The 22,121-nt window shown below is 49.0% G+C and carries 17 protein-coding genes; 11 read left to right on the top strand and 6 right to left on the bottom strand.

Translation table 11 applies throughout. The annotated features are described in order from the left end of the window. Nucleotides 1-19: 19 nt before the first annotated feature. From NNL21_RS01670 to NNL21_RS01655, 4 genes are all read right to left on the bottom strand, one after another. Nucleotides 20-253, bottom strand: a complete 234-nt coding sequence (locus NNL21_RS01670; protein ID WP_204815658.1) for a hypothetical protein — start codon at nt 251-253, stop codon at nt 20-22. 5 nt (nt 254-258) lie between these two features. Beyond that, nucleotides 259-1,461: a Ger(x)C family spore germination protein gene (locus tag NNL21_RS01665; RefSeq protein WP_204815657.1), complete on the bottom strand. Its 1,203-nt coding sequence runs from the start codon at nt 1,459-1,461 to the stop codon at nt 259-261. A gap of 3 nt (nt 1,462-1,464) precedes the next feature. Beyond that, the gene (locus NNL21_RS01660; RefSeq protein ID WP_204815656.1) at nt 1,465-3,051 is read right to left on the bottom strand and encodes a spore germination protein; all 1,587 of its coding nucleotides are present in this window, start codon (nt 3,049-3,051) and stop codon (nt 1,465-1,467) included. 290 nt (nt 3,052-3,341) lie between these two features. Next, nucleotides 3,342-4,019 carry a hypothetical protein gene (locus NNL21_RS01655; protein ID WP_204815655.1) on the bottom strand — a complete coding sequence of 226 codons (678 nt, stop codon included), beginning with the start codon at nt 4,017-4,019 and terminating at the stop codon, nt 3,342-3,344. A gap of 359 nt (nt 4,020-4,378) precedes the next feature. Between NNL21_RS01655 and NNL21_RS01650 the strand changes: the two genes are divergently transcribed. From NNL21_RS01650 to NNL21_RS01600, 11 genes are all read left to right on the top strand, one after another. Beyond that, nucleotides 4,379-6,118: a sensor histidine kinase gene (locus tag NNL21_RS01650; RefSeq protein ID WP_204815654.1), complete on the top strand. Its 1,740-nt coding sequence runs from the start codon at nt 4,379-4,381 to the stop codon at nt 6,116-6,118. Further along, nucleotides 6,115-7,680 carry a response regulator gene (locus NNL21_RS01645; protein WP_204815653.1) on the top strand — a complete coding sequence of 522 codons (1,566 nt, stop codon included), beginning with the start codon at nt 6,115-6,117 and terminating at the stop codon, nt 7,678-7,680. Before NNL21_RS01650 ends, NNL21_RS01645 begins: the two co-directional genes overlap by 4 nt. Nucleotides 7,681-7,927: 247 nt before the next feature. Next, nucleotides 7,928-8,875, top strand: a complete 948-nt coding sequence (locus tag NNL21_RS01640) for a carbohydrate ABC transporter permease (protein WP_373567531.1) — start codon at nt 7,928-7,930, stop codon at nt 8,873-8,875. Between the two features lie 159 nt (nt 8,876-9,034). Further along, on the top strand, nt 9,035-9,904 hold the full coding sequence (locus NNL21_RS01635) for a carbohydrate ABC transporter permease (RefSeq protein ID WP_204815652.1): 870 nt from the start codon (nt 9,035-9,037) through the stop codon (nt 9,902-9,904). 41 nt (nt 9,905-9,945) lie between these two features. After that, nucleotides 9,946-11,325 (top strand): ABC transporter substrate-binding protein, encoded by a 1,380-nt coding sequence (locus tag NNL21_RS01630; protein WP_204816722.1) that lies wholly within the window; start codon nt 9,946-9,948, stop codon nt 11,323-11,325. A 273-nt stretch (nt 11,326-11,598) separates the two neighbouring features. After that, nucleotides 11,599-13,371: a sensor histidine kinase gene (locus NNL21_RS01625; protein ID WP_204815651.1), complete on the top strand. Its 1,773-nt coding sequence runs from the start codon at nt 11,599-11,601 to the stop codon at nt 13,369-13,371. Then, nucleotides 13,349-14,920: a response regulator gene (locus tag NNL21_RS01620; RefSeq protein WP_204815650.1), complete on the top strand. Its 1,572-nt coding sequence runs from the start codon at nt 13,349-13,351 to the stop codon at nt 14,918-14,920. The genes NNL21_RS01625 and NNL21_RS01620 overlap by 23 nt, the downstream gene beginning before the upstream one ends. Nucleotides 14,921-15,131: 211 nt before the next feature. After that, entirely contained in the window at nt 15,132-16,481 is a 1,350-nt protein-coding gene (locus NNL21_RS01615) for an ABC transporter substrate-binding protein (RefSeq protein ID WP_204815649.1), read from the top strand. A gap of 227 nt (nt 16,482-16,708) precedes the next feature. Next, the gene (locus NNL21_RS01610; RefSeq protein ID WP_373567530.1) at nt 16,709-17,536 is read left to right on the top strand and encodes a carbohydrate ABC transporter permease; all 828 of its coding nucleotides are present in this window, start codon (nt 16,709-16,711) and stop codon (nt 17,534-17,536) included. Nucleotides 17,537-17,558: 22 nt separating this feature from the next. Beyond that, nucleotides 17,559-18,392 carry a carbohydrate ABC transporter permease gene (locus tag NNL21_RS01605; RefSeq protein WP_204815647.1) on the top strand — a complete coding sequence of 278 codons (834 nt, stop codon included), beginning with the start codon at nt 17,559-17,561 and terminating at the stop codon, nt 18,390-18,392. Nucleotides 18,393-18,551: 159 nt separating this feature from the next. Beyond that, the gene (locus tag NNL21_RS01600; protein ID WP_204815646.1) at nt 18,552-19,634 is read left to right on the top strand and encodes a Gfo/Idh/MocA family protein; all 1,083 of its coding nucleotides are present in this window, start codon (nt 18,552-18,554) and stop codon (nt 19,632-19,634) included. Between the two features lie 381 nt (nt 19,635-20,015). Here NNL21_RS01600 and NNL21_RS01595 read toward each other — a convergent pair whose 3' ends face one another. Further along, nucleotides 20,016-20,825 (bottom strand): phytanoyl-CoA dioxygenase family protein, encoded by an 810-nt coding sequence (locus tag NNL21_RS01595; RefSeq protein ID WP_204815645.1) that lies wholly within the window; start codon nt 20,823-20,825, stop codon nt 20,016-20,018. A gap of 136 nt (nt 20,826-20,961) precedes the next feature. Then, complete coding sequence (locus NNL21_RS01590; RefSeq protein WP_204815644.1) at nt 20,962-21,882, bottom strand: AraC family transcriptional regulator; 921 nt, start codon at nt 21,880-21,882, stop codon at nt 20,962-20,964. Nucleotides 21,883-22,121 lie beyond the last annotated feature (239 nt).

Raw genomic sequence — 22,121 nt, 5'->3', positions numbered from 1 at the left:
AGTTTTTGAACGGATATTCTTATTTCAACCAGGTTGCAATCATATCGGAAAACGGTTTGTAGACGATAATGATCCAATTTACAGGGTTGGGTATCTTGTGGATTGAGAAATGCAGGATGCCCAGTGTCGTTCCGAAAAAGAGAAGAATGAAAAATATCCATAGTTCTTTTTTTTGTTTCTTTCTCCACAGCGGGGGAGCATCAATCGCGATGATCCCCGCAACAATGACCATGAATCCTGCTATAGCAAGCATGCTGGTTACTCCTTTTTCTCCATATCTTTCAACAATGAACTCGACACGGCACCCAGGTGTCGAATTCGCGAATCTACTTTTACGGTTACCGGCATTTTGGTGAAATTTTGGTCCCAATCCTTCTTGAGCTTCTTCCAGGCTTTTGGATGTGTACGATGGATAATATCACCAAATCCAAAAATATCGACTTTATATTTCCGCTGCACCTTTTTAATGGACGCTTCAATGAATCCTTCCAACTTTTGATTGGACAGCTTCTCCAGCTCGGCAATGGTTTCCGTTTTTGTCAAGTCAACCGAGCATTGTACTTCTGCGATGTTCATTTGTGCGCGGATACCAATATTTATCGTTGGTTGGTTGCCCGTTACGCTGCCTTTGACAGTTGTTTTAGAATGCATCATCTCTAGTGAAAGTTTGCCTCCCTCAGGACAGGTAATAACACCTACCGTGCTTTTTATCTCGTCATTAATATAGGTGTATGCTTTACTTTCTTCTTCATTTAACCAACCGATCAGCTTGTCTTTCTTGAATACCGCAAGCCCGGAGTATTTTACCTTCGCAGAGGGGTCAATTTGATCAAGATTTTCACTGGTTTCACCTATTTCTTGACTTCCTATGACTTGAATTCCTGTTAATACGGGATGTTTCCCTTCACTAAGTAATTCGGCTATCAGCTGATCCAAAGTAATTGTCGTTGTGGGTGCCCATGATTTCTCGGAAGTTTCCAGTGAAGCAAACATGTTCACCGAAGGTATTTTTTCTAATTGTGTTAATATTTTCAATGTTTTTTCAGCAGTTGTCTTCTTGGCGATGACGATAAAGAAATCAGTCCGAAGCTCTTGATCCCTCGACAGGAGATCCAAGGCATCCCCAATTCCTTCTCTTGCCAAGGATTCTCCGAGGACTAAGACTCGTAGATGGGATGCATAAATTTTTCGGGGGCTAGCCGTTGTCATTTTGCGAATCGCTTCGAGAAGTGATTCGCCCGTTTCTTTATACATGGTAACCGGCGTTTGAATACCGCCTTTCTTACCGGCCACTTGACTTGGGATAACAACTTGCGTGGAAACCCGGTAATTCTCTCCAGATTTATCGATTCCCATACCTACAGTAATAGCTAAATCATTCAATTCCCGCCGGTTCCAACAGCCGGATACGAATAAGAGGGCTATAAGGAACAAACTAAGCAGGATGAGCTTTCGTTTCATGTGTCAGCCTCCCGAGTTGTTCTGCGGAGCTTCCGGAGAAGGAGCGTTGTTTTGTTCACGAACGATGTTTTTCTGATTGATCAAGCGCGGACGAGAGAACATTCCCCACCAAGGCACCCGTATAATCGTATCCTTATTATCCGCCTTAATAAAAGGGGCGAGAGGACTCATGTAAGGAACACCGAATGATCGTAAACTGCACAGGTGAAGAACAAGTGCGATGACTCCCAAGATGATCCCGAACAAGCCGAAGGAAGCGGCAAGTCCCATCATCGGGAAGCGGAGCATTCGGAAGGACATTGACATGGGGAAGGCTGGAAGCACAAAACTGGAAATTGCCGTGATGGAAACGACGATAACCATAACGGCAGATACGACGCCTGCTTCAACTGCCGCGGTACCAATGACTAGTGTCCCAACGATAGAAATCGCCTGTGCAATCGCTTTGGGCATGCGCAAGCTGGCTTCCCTCAGAACTTCAAACGCCACTTCCATCATTAATGCTTCAATAAATGCCGGAAAAGGAACCCCTTCCCGTTGTGCAGCTAAACCGATTAGCAGCTGCGTGGGCAGCATTTCCTGATGGAACGTGGTGACCGCTATATATAGAGAAGGGGCTAGAAGGGCAACAAACATACTAATATAACGGATAATACGGATGAGGCTGCTGATGTCCGCTCGCTGATAATAGTCTTCCGCTGCGTGCGTGAAGGAAATGAACAGAGCCGGTACGATAAGAACATTCGGCGTCCCATCCACAATAATGGCTACCTTTCCTTCCAGAAGCTCCGCGGCAATAACATCGGGCCTCTCTGAATAATACACCGTCGGGAAGGGGGTGTAGGTTTCGTCTTGAATCAATTCCTCGATATACCCGCTTTCCAGAATGCCATCGATATCTATTCGATCAAGGCGAGTGTGAACTTCTTCTAATATTTTGTCATTCACAATTCCTTTGATATACATGACGGCCACATCGGTATGTGTCACTCTGCCTATTGATTTCGTTTCCATCCATAAACGGGAATCCTTAATTTTTCGACGGATCAATGCCGCATTGGTCCGCATGTTCTCCGTAAACCCTTCCTTGGGCCCGCGAATGACGCTCTCTGTCGTGGATTCCATGACGCCCCGGTCTTTACCTCCACGCATACCGATAGCGAATCCTTGCGTGCATCCATCCAACAATAGAACGACATCACCTGATAACAGGGAAGACAATAATGAATTGATATCTGTAACATCTTGGATTTCCCCAACACCAAGAAAACGGTTTTTCAATAACCCAAGAACATTCTGCTCGGATGAAATCGATTGGTCCAGGTTGGCATGAATATCGCATAGAAGTGATTCCTTGATAAAGTTTTGAATAGAAGGCGTATCCGTTAATCCGTCCGTATAGAAAATCCCTGCTCTGATAAGTTCAGTTGAGCCGATCTCGATTTCTCTGATGATAATATCACTGCTATTTCCGAGCATCTTCTTAACCTGTTGAATATTGTCTTGGAGACTCGAGTGTAGAGCGCTGTTATGGGGATCCGAACTTTGCTTGTTTTGTTGTAATGGTTGACTGCTTTGTTTATTGTTCATAGGTCGGTCATAAGCCTCACATTCTTTATCATCCTGAATGTAACTCAGTCCTATATTGCCCCTTATTTCATTATTTTTACCAAATACGAGTGCTTTAGACTTCGGGACTTTTTACCAATCCTTAAAGCAGTACGCAAAATAAAAAAGAGCTGTCGAAAACAGCTCCATCAGGAAAGGGTCCGATCGGCTCAAAAAAAGCCCCCGTTCCACTATAACAGTAGAATCGGAGGCTGTCTCAGAGAGGTCAATACCTATAAGGAAGACGACTGTAACTCATGTTGATTGGCGATTTAATTTGTCTTCAAGGAGTTGAGAATTTCGTTAGCCAGCGGCTGCCACTCGGTCACATAGCTTTCCGTGCAGTTGAAGGATACCATAAGCAGCTTGCCATCCAGCTCGGTGAAGAAGATGAGATTGTAGATTTTGGTGTCAACGGCTGGCGTGGTTAATTCAAACACACCGACTTTATTGCCGTTAATGTCTACAACCTCATCCTTACTCCAAGCAGCATCAGGATACATGCTTTCAAAGGTAGGCTTCATTTGTGAAGTGAAATCAGGAATCTCATTATCGGAGATCGGGGTTTCCGTATGATTGAAGGAAACGTTGATCGATCCCTCTTCATTCGTGTAAATCAGCGTTGGACGATTCTCGGAAGGGTATTTAACCGCCGCCATTTCCTCTGACATGACGGTGAAACCTTTCGGAATCAAGATCCCGACTTTATCATCCAGCACTTTCTTAAGCTCAAGCTTATCGTTAACCGGCTTAACAGGAGCCTTCTCTTCCGGCTTCTCATCCGGTTGATCATCTTGCTTATTGCTTGTGTTATCCGGTTGGCTTGCATTCGTGCCATTGCCTGCATTCGCTGCAGGTGCATTGTTCTTGGGATCTGCGTTGTTGCCGGAGCAGGCCGTGAGGGCGATTACGGTTGAAATAGTGAGAATGGCCAGCAAAGATTGTTTCATGTTGATTTACTCCACCTTTTACTTTTAATTATTTTGCAGCACCGTTATTCCATCAGCCGAGATGTTGCTATGTATAAGGAATTTAACGAAAAAATTCAACTCATCATTGTGGTGCTTCTCAGGCCGACTGATTATATTACACTTTATCTATCGATCTGAAACATAAATTTGCAAGGAGCCTCCTGGATCAATAGTTTGATACTATGAATTGGAATCGATTAGCTTGAGAGGACATTGAAAAGGAGGGACGCCGATTCCATTCACCAATTGCGAAGGGAAACCAATGTTACGTTGACTTCATGATGGCCAGACTTACATCATTCCGGTCAAATAGCCTATGCATGGGAGAGTGAAGCTCGATGGCCAAACGCATACGGATGCTGCCGAGCCGGAATATGTCCACCCGGCTTGCCTTGTACTTGTTTATTATGAACAGCTTCATTCTAATCGTAAGCAGCGCGGCTGGTTATAAGTTCACGAGCACAGTAATCAAGAAGAATACGGCCTATTATGCGGAGCATTACATCGGTTCTATGAATAACGAGCTCAATTTCTACTTTCGCGATGTTGACTTGATGACGGCTTCGCTATTTTACATGAGTAAGAATCTATTTAGTGGTCTGGATAATTACACTCGCAGGCTGGAATTAGGAGAAGATTTGGACGGGCTTCGAAACGGCAGGGACTATATTGAGGATATTCTAGTGCTGAACAATGATTTGCAAGCGGCAGGGACAATGCCAATCGTAATGGATCAGCTTCTGCGAGCGGACATCTATCGCCGGGTCATGGGCAGCGATGGGGAGTTGGTCGTTAGTCCCATCGGTTACCCGACCTTTGTTCAAGACCCATCGAAAGCGAATCGGCCGGTTCTATTCGCAGGGCGCAAAATCATATCCGAATCAAACCGAATCGAGGGCATCATCATTGTCACCCTACCAGCAGAACGAATAACGGATATAGTGAAAAAGGGGGAGAAACGTTATGATGAGCGGCTGTTTCTGGTTGATCGTCATGGGATCTTAATGGAGCCGGCCAGCATAGGTGAGCTTCCTCATGACGGCGAAGAGATGCTGAAGGAGGCTGGCGGGGAGCTCCCTTCGTTTACCCGTTACGGACATATGATTGTAACCGGTAATAACCGACAAACACAACCGCTGAATATCGTGGGCATTATTCCGGAGAAAGCCTTATTGAAGGATGCGGCCGCCATTCTTAACCTTCAGCTTGTCATGAATTTTGCATTGCTCGTCATCGGGATGACGCTTGCGCTTGTGCTGGCATACCGGTTTCTGAGACCGGTCGTCAGACTTGCTCATTTCATGAGAACAGTGGGCAACCAACAGCTTGTTCCCTACCAGACACGCGGCAACAAAGACGAAATCGGCTATTTAATCCTCAGCTTCAATCGTATGATCCGGCGGCTGAAACGATCGTTCCGGCGAATCCATGATGAACGTGAGAAGCAGAAGAAGGCCGAGCTGCGGGCGCTTCAAGCGCAAATCAACCCGCATTTCATTTATAACACGCTCAACAATGTCCGATGGCTCGCTCGAATGGGGCAATCCGAATCGATTTTCGATATTTTAACCTCGATGAACATTATCCTCGTAAGTGCCTTCCAGCTGGAGAAGCCGATCATTACGATCGAAGAAGAATTGAAGCATCTGGATGCCTATCTTGCCATTCAAACCATGATCCATCCCGGCAAATTTGATGTTGTTTATGATTTGGAAGAATCTATACGTTCCGGCCCCATCGCGCGAATGAGTTTACAGCCGCTTGTGGAGAACGCTATCTTTCATGGCGTGCTGCCTAAGAATGAGCCTGGACAAATCCGGATTAAAGGCTGGGTCGAGCTGGACCATGTTATCCTGCAGGTTGCGGACAGCGGAGTAGGAACGGTGAAGGACGCGAGTCGAGATGATACAAGGTCAGAGATGAGAGAGCATGTGGGCATGCGCAATGTGGACAAGCGGATCAAGCTCTATTTTGGCAATCAATATGGGGTGAATTGGTCGAGCGAACGGAATGTGGGGACGACGGTCACGGTTTCACTGCCAATCAAAGAGTCATTTCTTAGGGGGAATGATGCATGAATGTAATTATTGTGGACGATGAAGCGATTGTTCGCCATGGGATTCGCCATTCGGTCGATTGGAATGAAATGGGCGTTGTCAGGGTAGAGGAAGCATCGAATGGGCGGGAAGTGCTGGAGAACTGGGACGAATGGGCACCTGATCTGATTGTGACCGATATTAAGATGCCCGTTATGGACGGAATAGCCTTGATTCGCGAGGCCAAAAGAATGGATCCCGGCTGTATCTGCATCGTGCTTAGCTGTGCGGATGAATTTGAGCTTGTGAAGGAAGCCTTACTGCTTGGAGCCGCGGATTATTTATTGAAAATGACGGTGCGTCCCGAGGAGCTGATGGCCTGCATCCGGAACATGACGGCCAAACGATCGGCTGAGCGCATCCGATCTGGACGCGGACTAGGGGGTGAAGGGGACATGGCGCAGATGTGTGGTCTCCGATCCAGTCTTGAACGGTTCGCGGCAGCCGTATTACAGGTGAATCCCAGCGGTTCTTCGGCTTCACTTGGTTCAGAATATCGACATCATTCGGCTCTGAAGCTGATCCGTTTGCTAGAGGAGGTGGAGGCTCGGGGCAGTGATTTCGTCTTGGTCCGTGTTGAGGATGGCGATCCGGCACTACTTTTCGATCATTGGCCGCATGAATCTGTTAGGGACTGCTTCAGCCGGATAAAAACCCGTTTGCAGCACATTGGCGGCATCATTAGTAGAAGAACAGGTCTTGAATTCCGTTTCGGTGTTAGCGATATCCATACCTCGCCCGATCGCATTCATCCGGCATATCGTGAGGCCAAAGCAGCCGCGGAACATCAATTCTTCCATCCCGTAAGCGGTATCCACTATTATCATGACTTCAAGAAGGAATATACGCAAGAATGCGATGCCGAGATTCGCGCCATATTCGACAATCCCTTCCGCATGCGCTTGACGCAGGCTCTATTGACAGGTTCCGAAGAAGAGGCTGTACAGACGATCAGCCATTACTTTGATCACCTCATGTCTGTAAGCTGTTCCCTGGATACGGCCTATGATTGTGTGGATAAAGCAGCCGCCATACTTCGTGTAGCTGCAATGGAGATGAGCACCCTGTGCGGAGGGATGGTCTATGCACCGCTTGCATCGTTCGATGGACAGGCTGTTCACCTGCGGTGGAACTGTCATCAAACGTCATTACGTCTAATCGCGTACTGCCGTTATTTATTCATGACGCGCCGCGGTCAACAAGAGGATCGCGGTGGAAGCAGAATCGTACATGAGATCCAGCGCTATCTAAGAAATCATTATCGGGAGAAGGTCACGCTAGAGAATACCGCAGCCCGCTTTTTCCTGAATAAAAATTATCTCTCTCAGCTGTTTAAAGCCGAGACAGGCACGAACTTTATCCGGTACCTCAACGCCATCCGGATCGAGAAGGCGAAGGAGCTTGTGCTTCACACCCAGGAGACGATTCATGAAATTTCACATAAGACGGGGTTCGGGGATTTTCGCTACTTCAGCCGGGTATTTCGCAACCATACCGGACTCAGTCCAACGGACTATAAAGCGAAGATGACGTCCAAATCCTGAAGATTTGTCCAACAGGTTCTGAACAATGTCCACACCCGGAGGAAGTGCAATCAAAATCGTCAGAATCATGTGAAAATTGTGCAAATTCTCCCGTAATCCGGTCATGGGCTCGGCCTAACAGGCGCTGTACAATGCAGAAGAACCCAAATCCGGGCTTCGCCGAGGGGCGGAATCGCAAGTGGTCGGCGTTTGCCCGGGACAGGCTCAATGCTTCGGTAGATCATTAAACAAAGGAGGTTACATCATTATATCGGTACATACCAAAGTGGAAGCGTATACGGCGAACGGACCGGCCAAGCGGCGCTTGAAGCTGACTCGTAACGATTGGGCGGGCTATGCATTCAGTACACCTCTCCTTATCGGTGTGCTTGCATTCGCGATCTACCCGATGCTTGCTGCTTTGTACATGAGCTTCCAACAGACCAGCGGCAGCGGGTTGACGGCGCAATGGGTTGGACTGAGCAATTACACCTACATCCTGAATGACCCGATTTTTTGGAAATCCTTAACCAACACCATGTACATGGGTGTATTATCGATGCTGCTTGGAATCGGGGTATCCTTCATTCTGGCAAGCCTTATTAACAGTCTGAAATGGGATTTGGGCAAGAACATGTTCAAGGGCATCTATTTTCTGCCCAATGTTGTCTCGGCGGTAGCGACCAGCTTATTGTTCTCGTTCCTGTTCTACCCGGATCAGGCCGGCTTATTAAATTATGTGATCGGCTGGTTTGGTATCGAGCCTGTCGGCTGGTTTACGAATTCGCAATATTCCCGGTTCAGTATCGTCATGATGAGCATGTGGGGCGCACTTGGCTATAACACGATCATATTTCTGGCAGGACTCCAAAGCGTACCCCGGGATCTGTACGAAGCGGCGGAGGTTGACGGTGCCAGCGGTATACGCAAGTGGCTGCATATCACGATTCCTTACCTGCGTCCGATCTTCGTGTTCATGTTTATTATGGGAACGATCGGCGGTATGAAGCGGTTCTCGGATGTCTGGCTGATTGGAGGCACGGCAGGCAATCCGGATGGCAGCTTGATGACCTCGGTCCTGTACATTTATCGCAGCGCGTTTCTCGCATCCCAGATGGGACTGGCGACAGCGGCCTCGTACTTGTTATTTGTCGTTATCTTGATCCTAACGATGTTTCTGATGGTCATGAATAGCCGCAAAAACAGCTTCGACTAGTAAACTAAGCCTATGCTTCCGAAGCAAGTTTTGTTTACGACGTCGATTCAAGAAGTAATGCTCCAACAAAACTAAGCCTATGCTTCCGAAGCAAGTTTTGTTTTACGTCGATGAGTCAAAGGAGATTAACCTCAAAACAAAACTTTTAGGAGGAAAGTGATGACACAACAAGGCGCGCTCGCTGCTGTTCCGGGGAAGAGAAGAGGATCGGCCGGACAATGGCTCATCGCTATGATCCTCTTGGCCGGTTCTCTCGTCATGATCATTCCTTTCCTGTGGATGGTCATGACTAGCTTCGATTGGGGAGCCCGGCTGAACATCTCGTTTCCACCTAAGCTATGGCCCGAAGAACCTTCACTGAAACCATACCGGGCAGCGTTCACGAACATTCCAATGACGAAGTATATTTTCAACTCCTTGTTCATTAGTGTCGGCGTTATTCTGGTGAGCGCACTATCAGCGCTTCTATCCGGCTATGCGTTGTCCAAGCTCCGATTCAAGGGCTCGAATGCGGTTCTGCTGCTCGCTTTGAGTACAATGATGATTCCGTTCGAAATGACGATGATTCCGCAGTACTTGCTGTTCAGCAAAATCGGTTTAATTGATTCATACTGGGCGTTCTACCTGCCAGCGCTCAATTATGCCTTCGGCACATTCTTGGCCAAGGCTTTTATCGACCAGCTGCCTTCGGCGCTGCGGGAAGCAGCGGTTATCGACGGGGCGCGAGAGCTCAGCGTGTTCTGGCGAATCTATCTGCCCTTGTGCATGCCAATCATCGCCACCATGATTATCTTGTTATTCCTGGGCGTTTGGAACGATATGCTCTGGCCGCTTCTGGCATTGAAATCAGCTTCCAAGTACACCATTCAGATTGGACTTGCGATGTTCACTTACAATAACGGGATCAACCAGCAGCCAGCTATTATTATGGCCGCTACGACTGTCAGTCTCATTCCTATCGTCGTCGTCTATCTTTTTCTCCAGCGGTATATCATCGAGAGCATCGCGTTATCGGGTATCAAGCAATAAGTTTTCAAAAAAACAGGGGTCCATAGGAAAGGGGTTATATGATGAGAAGATGGCTGCTGCTTATTCTATCCTTTGCTTTGGTGTTTACGCTGATCGCTTGTTCGTCGAATACGGAGAATGAAATTACCGGAGGCTCTAATGTAGAGAAAGTATCGGATATGAAAGGGACGGTACGGGTGGCATTAGCAGGCTGGAAGCTGGAGAACGGCATAGATCCGCTGACCGGTAACGAAACCATTGGGCTCAACGATTATTTGAAAGCGACGTTCAATAAGATGTACCCGAACATCAAGCTGGAAGTCTATCAAATTCCATGGGAGAACGCCAAAGCGAAGCAGTCGGCAATGCTGCTCTCCAAGGATGTCGACGTGTTGTATACCGGTGGTGCCTTCGCCTCGCAATGGTATCAGGAAGGCCTGCTCCGTGATTTGGACGATCTCATCGAGGTGGATGCCTCATTCGATCCCAATATTTATCTACCCGGGATCATGAACAACTCTTACAGCACGAAGTCCCCGGACGGCTCAAAACAATTCGGTATTCCAGTCGCGTTGGGTCGCCGGATGATCGTGTATGATACCAAATTGTTCGAAGACTGGGGAGTGGAGCCTCTAGCCAAGAAGCCGACGGCGGAAGAGATTTTGGAGAAAGGGGAGAAGATGACGGGCAAGAACCCGAAAACGGGCGAGCAAAACTATGGTCTCCATTGGAGCGGCAATTCGCTGAACGGCTCAACCTTCGTTGCGCTGACGCTGGCATTCGGTGCAAAGGGTGCGGAGGGCAGCTTGAACGATGTCAAGAACATCAAGTGGAAGCTCAATACGCCTGAGATGGTCAAGGTAATGGAATGGTTGAAGAAGGCTTCACTTCTTCCGCCCAAAGGATTTATAACCGGACAGGGTGCCGAGAATTTCGGGTTGGACAAAAATAATATCGCGATCGGGATCGACCAGAACGGCGGCTCGACGATGAGCGAATACCGGACAAAAAAAGACGAAGCGCTGCTCAGCCGGTTCGAACCGGTCATGAATGTGGGTCCCGAAGGCGAAGGCTGGGTGGCTGTTGATCCTTTTGTTATGTCAAAAGATGCCAATGATGTGAAGGCTTCATGGGAAGTGCTCAAATTTTTAACCGGCTATGAGACGCAGAAGTATATGTATGAGAATTACGCGAATACACCGACATTAAGCAAGGCTGATTTCGTAGATAAGGAAGACAAGTTCGTGAAGATGGCGCTCGACATTGCCGCAGTGGGCCACTCGGAGCTGATGGATGAGGCCAATCCGTTCTTCATGAGCGACATTACCCCGGCCATCAATGGGTTTATTAGCAAAGCGGCCGCAGGCAGTCCGCCGGATATTCCTACCTTCCTGGATGATCTGCAGGAGCGGGCCGAGAAGTGGACGGCAAACCTGAAGTGATCGGAACATAAACGACCTGCTCGTCTAAAATCTTAAATAGGAAGAATTGTGCCGGGCTGTAATGCACAATTCTTCCTATTTTGTCGTTGCGGCATCTTCAACGGGCTTATTGCTCTTTGGAGTATGTTAGGAAAGTAATGGTGTGTTATTTTCCGAAATGTCGGTGTATGTTATGATTTCGAATACATCTAATTGAAAGCGCTAACATTCATTGGCTACAATGATGATAGCATCAGCCCTGGAACCAGCCCACTACCGAGAGGAGAAACGACCATGCGCTTTCGCCGATTTCATTCCATCGTTGTACAGCTGTTCTTACTCTGTTTTATTGGGATGACGCTGCCCGTGCTTGTCATGGGCCTGCTGTCCTACAACAAATCATCGACCATCGTCGAGGAGCAGGTCAGTAAAGTCGCTTCACTCACCATTACGCAAGTGAGTGACAAGCTGAATCTTTATTTCAAAAAGCTGGATGATTCCTCCATGATGGTGCTGAACAGCAAGGTCGTTCGCGAAATATTGGAAGAAGGGGATAAGAACGAATACAATAAGGAGCTCAAGGTGCAGGAGGGTCAGGATATGCTGACCTCCATCATGATCAATTCGCCGGAAATTCTCGATATCTATATCCTCGACGTCAACCGAAAATATTCGCTTCTAAGCTCGGATTCGCTGATGTCGGTTCTCGATCAATGGGATTCCGACTGGTACAAAAAAATTGCGGACGCCAATGGCAACACGGTCTGGTTCGGCATGTCCGGCAGCTCTTACGTGAAGAAAACGGATACGGGGTTTCCCATTTTCGGTCTGGGCCGCGCGATCCGCAGCTGGGATACGGGCGAAACCATCGGTGTCATGTTTTTCGAAATCGTGGGCGACGCGTTAATTCAGGAGCTTAACCGTGTCCAATTCGGCGATACCGGCTACATGTATGTCGTCAATGACGATAACCGTTATTTCTATCATCCAAGTCCGCTTCAATACGGGGTACTTTCCGAGGTACCTCTCCCTGAACGGACCTCGGAGATTCAGATTGGATCCAAGAGCACGCTTATGATTCCCGAGCGGCTGGACAATGGCTGGCATGTCGTCGGTGTGGTACCGCTGGCTGAACTGACCGCTGATTCTGCCAGCATCCGTAATTTCACAATGTGGATCGCGCTCTGCTGCATCATTCTGGCAATCGGAATGGGCTATTACGTGACCCGTAAAATCGGCAATCCGCTCGTTCAATTGAGTCGGCTCATGCGCAAGGGCGAAGCCGGCGACTTGAATGTCCGGAGCCGGAATGTCGGCCGGAACGAGATCGGCCAGCTGGGGCGAAGTTTCAATAAAATGATCGAGCAGATCGATTTGCTGATTTATCGGATCGCGGAGGAGGAGAAAGAAAAGAAGAAGGCTGAGATTCGAGCGCTTCGCTATCAAATCAATCCGCATTTTCTGTACAATACCTTGAACTCGATCCGTTGGATGGCTAAATTGAACCGTACGCATGACGTGGACAACGCTGTCACCACGCTTGTTCATCTGTTAGAGGGAAGCATAGAGCGCAATGGCGTGTTTATCCAGCTTGGCGATGAGTTGGAGCTGCTTCGGAAATATATGATTATTCAGGAATACCGGTACGACAATCAGATCCGCTTGAACATCCGTTGTCCGGATGAATTAAGCCGCGTGAAGATCCCCCGTATGCTGCTGCAGCCGATCGTCGAGAATGCGATCTTTCACGGTATCGCGCCGAAAGACGCTGATGGTGTAATCGATCTTGAAGTCGTGCAGCAAGGAGCGGATATGATGATTACGATTACGGACGATGGGATCGGAATCGAATTAAGCCGAATCGAAGGTCTGCTTGCTTTCGACCGGGACTGCAATAACCGGGGTATGACCAATATCGGCCTTAATCACGTTCACCAGACTATCAAACTGTACTACGGACCAAATTACGGCGTCAGCGTGGAGAGTGAGCCAGGGAAAGGAACGCGAATTCAAATCACCATCTCGAAGCAGAAGGGGGATCAACATGTGCAAAGTGCTGCTGGTTGACGATGAGAAGATGGCGAGAATGGGGATGCGTGCCGTACTGGACTGGGAGACTAACGGGTTCGAGCTGGTTGGTGAAGCCTCCAACGGAGAGAAGGCCATGCACTGGATTCGCGATCAGCAAGTCGATATTCTGATTACCGACATCGCCATGCCGGTTATGGATGGTCTTGAGCTTACCCGCAAAGCCAAAGAGCTGTGTCCTTTCATCAAAGTGCTGCTGCTCAGCTGTCATAATGATTTCGAATATGTACGGGAGGGTATCCGCCTCGGCGCATCGGATTATATTCTGAAGCCCACGCTTAATGCTGAATCACTCTTGACCGTGCTGCATCAGATGCGCCGCAAACAGGAAGAAGAGCGGGAGAACCGGCAAATCGTCGAGCTGTTCAAGGATCATCTGCACGCAAGCAAACGGAAAGAGCTGGAGAAGACATTCAGCAAAGCGCTGCGAGGAGACCGGGATGCAATCGGACGGCTGAAGCTCGCCTATCCGGATGAGAAATACCGGTTCGTCGCCATCGGTGTGGATGTCTTCGCGGAGTCTGATACTGACAAAGCCGAGCTGCTGATCGAGCAGACCGAAATTATCCAGACGCAGCTGTACGACAATTGCCGTTCGTACGTTGCCGCGCTGCATCGTCCGGATCTGGTTATGGCCGTACTCCCAGCACGAACACCGCATGAGTGCCATACGGAAGAGTTGAATGAATGGCTCAGCGGTCTCCGAACGGGTTCCAATCCGGAGCTCATTCATATCTCGATTGGTATCAGCGGCTATTGTGAAGGGTTCGCCGATATCCAGGAATCCTGCTTAGAAGCGAAGCGCGCGCTGGATCATGTATTCTTCAGCGGACCAGGCAGTAAATTATCCGCGATTGACACTGCCGCAGCTGATTGTCCATCTGCGCTGAATTACAACTATGCCGCGGCGTTGAATGAACTGAAGGAATCGTTGACAATGGGCTATCATTCCAAGGCGGAAGAACAGCTTAGGATCATTGTGGGCCATTGGAGTCCTAGATATCGTACGAAAGTTGAAGTTCTGCAGGAGGCGGAGGAGCTATTTACGCTATTCCTGCTCTGTAAGGATGTCAGCGCGGCGAATGTTCGACGAATCCGTCGGTCCGACAAGTTTCGTTATGCCGAGGATGTTATCCGTCATGTGTTGGAATGCTTCGAGGAGCTCCGGGTTGGAGAAGAGTATCAGAAGCCGGATACGACGCTGCATCAGCGAATCGTCAAGCAAGCGATTCACTTTATGGAGGCTCATTATACGGAGGCGATCAGTCTGCAGCAGGTGGCTGATGAAGTGAATGTCAGCCGTAATTATTTCAGTGAAATGTTCAAACGCGTTACCGGACAGAACTTTATCGATTATGTTATCGCTCTGCGCGTGAAACGTGCTAAGGAGCTTCTTCAAGCTTCATCGCTCCGGGTATATGAGGTGGCGGAGCAGTCCGGTTTCAATGATGTCAAGCATTTCAGTAAGCAATTCAAGAAAATCGCCGGGCTCTCGCCCGCTGAATATCAAGGCATGTGGCGAAAATAACGACCCCTTCTCAAGAATGCCGAAAACAAAACACCCTTTCGGAACATAATCCCTACTCAGACACATTTCGTAAATTCTATAATTAAAGCGTTTACAAGATGTGCAGCAAGATGGGAAATATCCACTAAGCTTGTGCTTCGCAGGAAGTTGTTCGAATTCAAACCGGTTGGAGCGTAAGCGGTACACTACAATCTGAGGAGGAAAAGAGAACATGAAGAAGCTTAAATGGTCCTTGCTTGTCCTGGTATTGGTTGCCGCGGCATTGCTTCAAGCTTGCGGGTCGAGCGGCAACGGCAACGGTGAAGGTAACAAAGAAACATCAACCGGGGGGGAAGGCGGCAGCACCGGAACAAAAGGGGAGAAAGTAAAGATCAAATGGGCAACCTGGGGCAACCCGGGGGAGTTGACCCGATTTCAAGAATTCACGAAGGATTTCAACGCGAAGCATCCTGATATCGAAGCGGAGCTCATTCCGATTCCTGGCGAATACGAGCAAAAAATATTGACGCAGTTGAGTGGCGGAACCGCGCCCGATATTTTCTATGCTGGCGATGCCACCATCGTCAAGCTGATCGAGAACGGCAGCATCGAGGAGCTCACTCCGCTGATGGATAGCGGGGGAAGCGTCATCAAGAAGGATGATTTCTTCCAAGGCTTGTGGGGAGCAGCGCAGCGCGATGGCCAAATTTATGGCGTGATGGTCGACTGCAACCCGATGGTTCTCTGGTATAACAAGAAAGTACTGAAGGATGCGGGCATTACCGAGATGCCGGCGGAATTGCAAATGAAAGGCGAATGGACGTGGGAAGCGTTCCAGATGATAACGGATAAAATCAAAGCAAGCGGCAAGTACGGTTATGTACTGGATAATGGTTGGGCCAGCACCCACAGCTGGGTATCCTCGAACGGCGGTAAGGTATACGACGAGAATGGAAAATACGTCGCTTACACCGATCAAAAAGCGATGGAGACGTTCCGTTTCTTGTACGACAATGTCCAGAAGAAGAACTTCACGTTCTCCGGCACGCTCCCGAAAGGACAAGGCGGCGATGCGATGTTCATGTCTAATCAAGTCGGCTTCGTAGGAGCCGGACGTTGGTACCTGCCTTTATTCAAGAAGAATGAATCACTCGAATTCGATGTCGTTTCCTGGCCTACCAATACGGGCAACAAGATTGAACCGGCCGGCATCCCGACGGCGTACATGGTGCTTAACAAAGCATCGAAGCAGAAGCAAGCAGCCTATACCTTCCTCTCCGAATTCGTAAGCAAGGAAGGACAGACGTACCGTCTGCAAGGGGGCGGTAACGCCGTTCCGTCGATCGCAGGCGTGGACGAAGTAGTCAAGGAAGGCAATCTGCCGGAGCACGCGCAGCTGTTCCTCGATGCGCGCGAAGTCGGGTATGCGCTAACGCCGTTCGAAGCAGGCATTCCTGGCCTCAGCAAGGACATTGACTCCCGGTTCGAGGCGCTCTGGCTGAAGAACGAGGATCTGGATAAGACCATCAAGGAGATTCAAGATTTGGCTAATAAGAAGATTGACGAATACAAGAGCAAATAAGCGATCCGCAGGACAGGCACCACAAGAAGTCTGAGAAGGGAAGGGCTTCGCAAGGTCGAATGCCCTTCCCATTTACGATGAACGAGGAAAGGCGGGTCGCTATGAATAGGAAACTATCCGATCGTGTGGGGACTGCTCCCGCTCTACACCAGGAAGAACCGAAGAGGAACTATCTGAACACGAAGAAAACGGACGCCCTTTGGGGAGCATTTTTCATTCTGCCCCAGATGGTTGGGCTGATCATCTTTTCATTGATACCGCTCATCATGGCGTTCGCGATTAGCATGATGAATTGGGACGGCTTCGGCGAGAAGACATTTGCAGGCTTTGACAATTTCGTCTCGCAATTCAAAGACGAGGAGTTCCGCACTGCGATCGTAAACACGCTGTACTATACTGTGCTCACGGTTCCAACCGGCATTCTTCTGGCGATGCTGGTGGCGGTTGGCTTAAATAAAGTAAAGGGAAAAGTCATCTATCGTTTAATCTATTTCATGCCCACCATTACGATGTCAGTTGCCGTAGCCGTCGTTTTCATGTGGCTGTTCAACGCCGATTTTGGCTTGATTAACCTCTACTTGAAGGAATGGTTCGGTATTCAAGGTCCGAAGTGGCTGACCGATACGCGGATCGTCATGCCTTCCATCGCTTTACTTAGCATATGGATGGGGCTTGGAACCAATATGGTGCTGTTTCTCGCCGGGCTGCAGGGCATATCCTCCTCCTATTATGAAGCCGCCCAAATCGACGGGGCGACCAAATGGCAGCAAATGAGGCATATCACCGTCCCGCTTCTGTCGCCGACAACGTTCTTTGTTACGATTATGTCCATCATTGGGTCGTTCCAAGTCTTCGACCAGTCCTTCGTCATGACATCGGGAGGACCGGCTAAGGCAAGCTATACCATCGTCTTCCATATTTACGAGACGGCATTCGTTGATTTCACGTTCGGCAAGAGTACGGCATCCGCCGTCATCCTATTTATTATGATATTGACCGTTACATTGTTCCAGATGAAGATGTCCAAGCGTTGGGTGCATTACGAAGATCAATGATGAATGGGAAGGGGAAGAACCGATGCGTACAAGAAAAATAAATCCAGCCACGATTGCACTGCATATCGTACTGATCATCGGGGCCTGTATCATGGCGGTACCGTTCGTCTGGATGGCTCTGAGCGCGATGAAGGATTTATCGCAGGTGTTCATCGTGCCGCCACAATGGATTCCCAAACCGTTCGTATGGTCCAACTTTAAAGATTCGCTGACGGCACTGCCGTTCGGCCGCGCTTATTTCAACAGCTTCTACATTAATATTATCGTCGTTCTCTCGCAGCTCATCACATGCTCGATGGCGGCTTATGCGTTCGCCAAGATCCGATTTCCATTCCGCGAGCCAATCTTTGTCATGTTTCTGGCAACGATGATGGTTCCCGGTCAAGTGACCATTATCCCGCTCTACCTGATGATGAAAAATATCGGCTGGCTCGATTCGCATCTGGCGATCATTGTGCCGGCGTCGCTCTTGAATGCGTTCGGCGTGTTTCTGCTCCGGCAGTTTTTCAGAGGCATACCCAAGGAGATGGAGGAGGCTGCCATCGTAGACGGCGCGGGGCGCTTTACGATCTATACGCGTATCATGCTGCCGCTCATCAAACCTGCGCTGTCCGCACTCGGAATATTCACCTTTCTCGGCATGTGGAACAGCTTCTTCTATCCGCTTATCTTCCTCAATACCCCGGAGCAGTTTACCGTTCCGATGATGCTCAACCTCTACAGAGGCATGTATGCGACGGACTGGACGCTAATGATGGCCGGGGCTTCGATTGCGCTTATTCCCGTGCTGATTGTGTATATCATCGGGCAGCGCTATATTATCGAAGGCGTAACGCTATCGGGTATTAAAGGGTAAATTCTGCAGCAGCTTCTAGCATAAGGAGACCGTAGAGGTCTCCTTTTTTGTAGTCGTTCCACTAGAATTGTAGGTAATTGTAATCATATAGATCCTGCTATAATATGGAATTATCTATAAGTCTTGGGATTCGATAGTGGAAGAGGAGATGTGATAGAAGTGGATAAGATTTGGAAAATGGGTCTCGTTGGGCTGGGAGGCTCCCATCGATCTGCCGCATACATGCATCATTCCCAAATTAACGTGACGGCGCTGTGTGATCCTGATGCTGAGGTGCTGGGCAAGATCGGAGATGAACTCCATATACCGGATCATGCGCGTTACGAGAGCTACGCGGATTTCTTGAATGCGGATACGGACTTCGTGATGATCGGTTCTCCGGTTCCCTTCCACGCGCAGCAGACTATTGATGCCTTGGAAGCGGGCAAGCATGTGTTAAGTGAGGTGACCGCGGCTTCCACTGTCGAAGATTGCTTTCGTATCATCGATGCGGTGGAACGAACGGGATTAACCTATATGATGGCGGAGAATACGGTCTATTTTCATTTCATCCAGGATTGGATCAAGTCGGTTCGAAGCGGTGAGCTGGGAACGATCTTTCATGCGGAATGCGAATACGTGCATGAAATTCGGGATCGAATCCTAAACCCTCATACTGGAGCGTTCTATTGGCGCAACCAGCGTCCGCCGCTTCACTATTGTTCCCATTCGCTTGGTCCTATTCTTGAGATGACCGGCGACCGAATCGTGCGTGCAACCGGCGCGGGCAATTCGCAAACGATTATCCCGCATGGGGGACCAGGTTGCATCGATATGCAAGCAGCCTTATTCGAGACGGCCAAGGGCACGACGATCAAACTGCTTCGCAGCTCGGTCGCATCAAGATTGCCGGCAATCGGACATTACGTGGTGTATGGCTCGAAGGGCCAGATGGAGAACGGCCGCACGGGCTATGATAGCGAAGGATGGAAGTATATTGAAGGAGATCCCGCCTATGAGAGAGGTGCTGTGCGGCTCCCTTGTCCGATTACCGATCCGAATGCGCCGAGAGAAGCGACGAGAGGCGGGCACGGGACGTCGGAGTATTATCTGATCCGTGATTTTATCGATAGCTTGAACCGTTCGGCTGCACCGCCTATCGATGTCTACCGGGCAATCGAATATACACTGCCTGGGATCCTGGCACAGGAAGCCGTCGAAAGAGGCAATGTCTGGCTGGATGTTCCGCAAGTCCGCAGGTAGAGCAGAGCAGTGAAGCTCGGATGACGGTTAAGCAAAATACGGTGATGCGAATGTTGTTCCGATCGCTGTTGTTTCCGATCATTCGCCCTCTCCGTTTGGCTAAAACCTTCATGCGGAAATAGATTAATTAAGCAAAAATGGCAGTTCAGGTCTCGAGGGCCTGAACTACCATTTTTCTTTTTTTGAAAGGCATGTTCTGTTACAACTTTATCGATAAAAAGAGAGAGTGTATCTCCTGTAGGAGCGTCAGCGTTTGCCTTTGGAATCGTGAAATCTCCTTGCTGCGAGTTTAACTATTCCAATTTCACGATTCCAACAGCAACCGGAAGGAGATACATCTCCTCACCTTGATTGAATAAATGAGAAAGTCTTTTTTAGTGTTTACATAATGCGAAACAGCTTGCGCTGAGCTTCGGTATAACGGGAGAGTGCTGTATCGGTGATGAATTGCGGTTCGTCCATCGTGGCGATGTTCTGCGACATCATCCATGCAGGCCCATAGCCGACATGAAGCGTCTTCCGGGTCTGTTCCGAATGATTGGTTAACCCGCCGTGACGCAGATGCTCCGTGAATAAGATCGCGTCACCTGCTTCCACCTCAAGCCCGATCATGCCCGGCTCCGCATCCGGGTTGCTGCCGTAAGGCGAGCGCCAGTTCGTCTTGTGGGTTCCGGGAACGACACAGAAGGCGCCTTGATCGTTCGTAACCGGCTGTAGAAAATAAACCATGCGCACCATCATGCAGTCGATCCCGTTCTGATTAAAATTGTATCGGTACTTGTGGTCGATAGGGCCGCCCATGTGAGTGCCTGATGCATTGCCTGTGTAGCGGATCCGGATTTCCGAGTTGTTAATACGGATCGGTCCTTGCACGATTCGGCGGATGTAAGCCATCGTCGGCTCGTGGTCCACCAGACAATCAAACACGGGATCCGTATTGAAAAAGTCTTCGATGACCAGCGTTTTGCCTATTGCCTGTTCCCCATATGCGTGATAGCTCAGCTCTTCATTGTAATGGTGTTCCGAGCCCCAGCAGCTCTGCTTGCGCGGGGGCAGGTGAACATGCTCAGCTGCATGCGCTTCCAATCGATCCACTACCTCAGCAATAGCTGCTACTTGCTCCGGAGTAATCAAGTTCTTAATGATCAGGTATCCCGATCGGTCAAACTCATATTGTTCAATCTCATTCATCGCTTGTTCTCCTCCTTCAGGACATGATCATGTTTATCTGCCATAGGTTAAGGATACCGGGGAAGGCGCATAAATTCTTTGTTTCAAACTATCCAGCTTTTGTCCAAAATGATTCAAAAGCTGCACAAACACCGGCTTATTCAGGTTCCTCCTGCTGAAGCGCAGTTGAATGGGCAAGCGCGCGGTATGCGCCCGGGGAAGTGCCGACCTCACGTTGAAACGTATGGTAGAAGGAATGGATGCTATCGAAGCCGGTCTCGCCTGCGATCGTCTTGATCGGCTTGCTTGTGTACAGGAGTTCGCACTTGGCGCGTTCAATTCGCTGCTTCATTACAAATTTAATCGGCGACAACCGATATATATTCCGAAAGCATTTGAGTAAATACGATTTGCTCATTTGGGCGGCCTTCGCGATATCGTCCAGAGAGATGGGTTCATGCAGCCTGGACTGAATGAAGGCGACCGCATGGGACAGATGGGTCTCATACGTTCCGTCAGATGTGGAAGAAGCATGCTGATTCTCGGTTTGCCGCAAGAGAAGCGCCAGCAGTTCCAGCATGGCGGATTTGGATTGCAGCAGCGCGATCGTGTTAGGCTGTCCGAATCGCTGCAGGATGCGGAAGAACAGCTGCTCATAGGTGGCGGTTTCGACCAAGGGCACGGAAGATGGAAGACCTGATACGGGCATCTCTTGTTCATCCGGCAGGCAGCAGGGCAGAGGTACACGCTGCGGCTCCCCCTGTTTGGGGTATGGAAAGGTTATAGCAGCGCTATCTTCCTGCTCGATAAGGTCGAAGTGAAGGTTGTACATATGAAACCGGGTCCCGGGACTAGCGGAGAACGAGAATGGAACCCCAGGCCGGATCAAGAAGAGGGATCCCGCTTTAATGGTCGTTGGCCTGTTGCCTACGGTGTATACACCGTCTCCTTCTTTAAAATAATGGAGCGCATGATCGACAATACGGGTCGGTCCAATCCGCATATTCTCTTCCGTATGAAAGTCATGGGCGATTCGGATGTAAGGCGATGCCATCGACAAAGGATGAATGCTGCTCATGATATTGGAATGCTCCCATTTGATAGATTCATAATATGATAGGTTTGCATGAATTACCTCCATTCTAAGCAGAAACCATCTTCCGCATCAACACATTTTCAATTGGGAGGCTGGTACCTGCAACTTTATGCTCATGGAGAACGTTGATTTTATAAGTTTATGGAAGGTGAGCAGATTCGTATCGAGCTTCCAATACTTTAAATTTCACTAAAGGTGGTGCGGTTTAACGGTTTTTATGT

The organism is Paenibacillus mendelii, from assembly GCF_024498075.1.
Classification (GTDB): domain Bacteria; phylum Bacillota; class Bacilli; order Paenibacillales; family Paenibacillaceae; genus Paenibacillus_Z; species Paenibacillus_Z mendelii.
Note: the sequence above shows the minus strand (reverse complement) of the source record. Positions and strands in the feature narration are given on the sequence as shown.

Bases quoted from the DNA above. Each gene is read 5' to 3' on its own strand.
- NNL21_RS01670 (WP_204815658.1), bottom strand. From the start codon at position 253: ATGCTTGCTATAGCAGGATTCATGGTCATTGTTGCGGGGATCATCGCG.
- NNL21_RS01665 (WP_204815657.1), bottom strand. From the start codon at position 1,461: ATGAAACGAAAGCTCATCCTGCTTAGTTTGTTCCTTATAGCCCTCTTA.
- NNL21_RS01660 (WP_204815656.1), bottom strand. From the start codon at position 3,051: ATGAACAATAAACAAAGCAGTCAACCATTACAACAAAACAAGCAAAGT.
- NNL21_RS01655 (WP_204815655.1), bottom strand. From the start codon at position 4,019: ATGAAACAATCTTTGCTGGCCATTCTCACTATTTCAACCGTAATCGCC.
- NNL21_RS01650 (WP_204815654.1), top strand. From the start codon at position 4,379: ATGGCCAAACGCATACGGATGCTGCCGAGCCGGAATATGTCCACCCGG.
- NNL21_RS01645 (WP_204815653.1), top strand. From the start codon at position 6,115: ATGAATGTAATTATTGTGGACGATGAAGCGATTGTTCGCCATGGGATT.
- NNL21_RS01635 (WP_204815652.1), top strand. From the start codon at position 9,035: ATGACACAACAAGGCGCGCTCGCTGCTGTTCCGGGGAAGAGAAGAGGA.
- NNL21_RS01630 (WP_204816722.1), top strand. From the start codon at position 9,946: ATGAGAAGATGGCTGCTGCTTATTCTATCCTTTGCTTTGGTGTTTACG.
- NNL21_RS01625 (WP_204815651.1), top strand. From the start codon at position 11,599: ATGCGCTTTCGCCGATTTCATTCCATCGTTGTACAGCTGTTCTTACTC.
- NNL21_RS01620 (WP_204815650.1), top strand. From the start codon at position 13,349: ATGTGCAAAGTGCTGCTGGTTGACGATGAGAAGATGGCGAGAATGGGG.
- NNL21_RS01615 (WP_204815649.1), top strand. From the start codon at position 15,132: ATGAAGAAGCTTAAATGGTCCTTGCTTGTCCTGGTATTGGTTGCCGCG.
- NNL21_RS01610 (WP_373567530.1), top strand. From the start codon at position 16,709: ATGGTTGGGCTGATCATCTTTTCATTGATACCGCTCATCATGGCGTTC.
- NNL21_RS01605 (WP_204815647.1), top strand. From the start codon at position 17,559: ATGCGTACAAGAAAAATAAATCCAGCCACGATTGCACTGCATATCGTA.
- NNL21_RS01595 (WP_204815645.1), bottom strand. From the start codon at position 20,825: ATGAATGAGATTGAACAATATGAGTTTGACCGATCGGGATACCTGATC.
- NNL21_RS01590 (WP_204815644.1), bottom strand. From the start codon at position 21,882: ATGAGCAGCATTCATCCTTTGTCGATGGCATCGCCTTACATCCGAATC.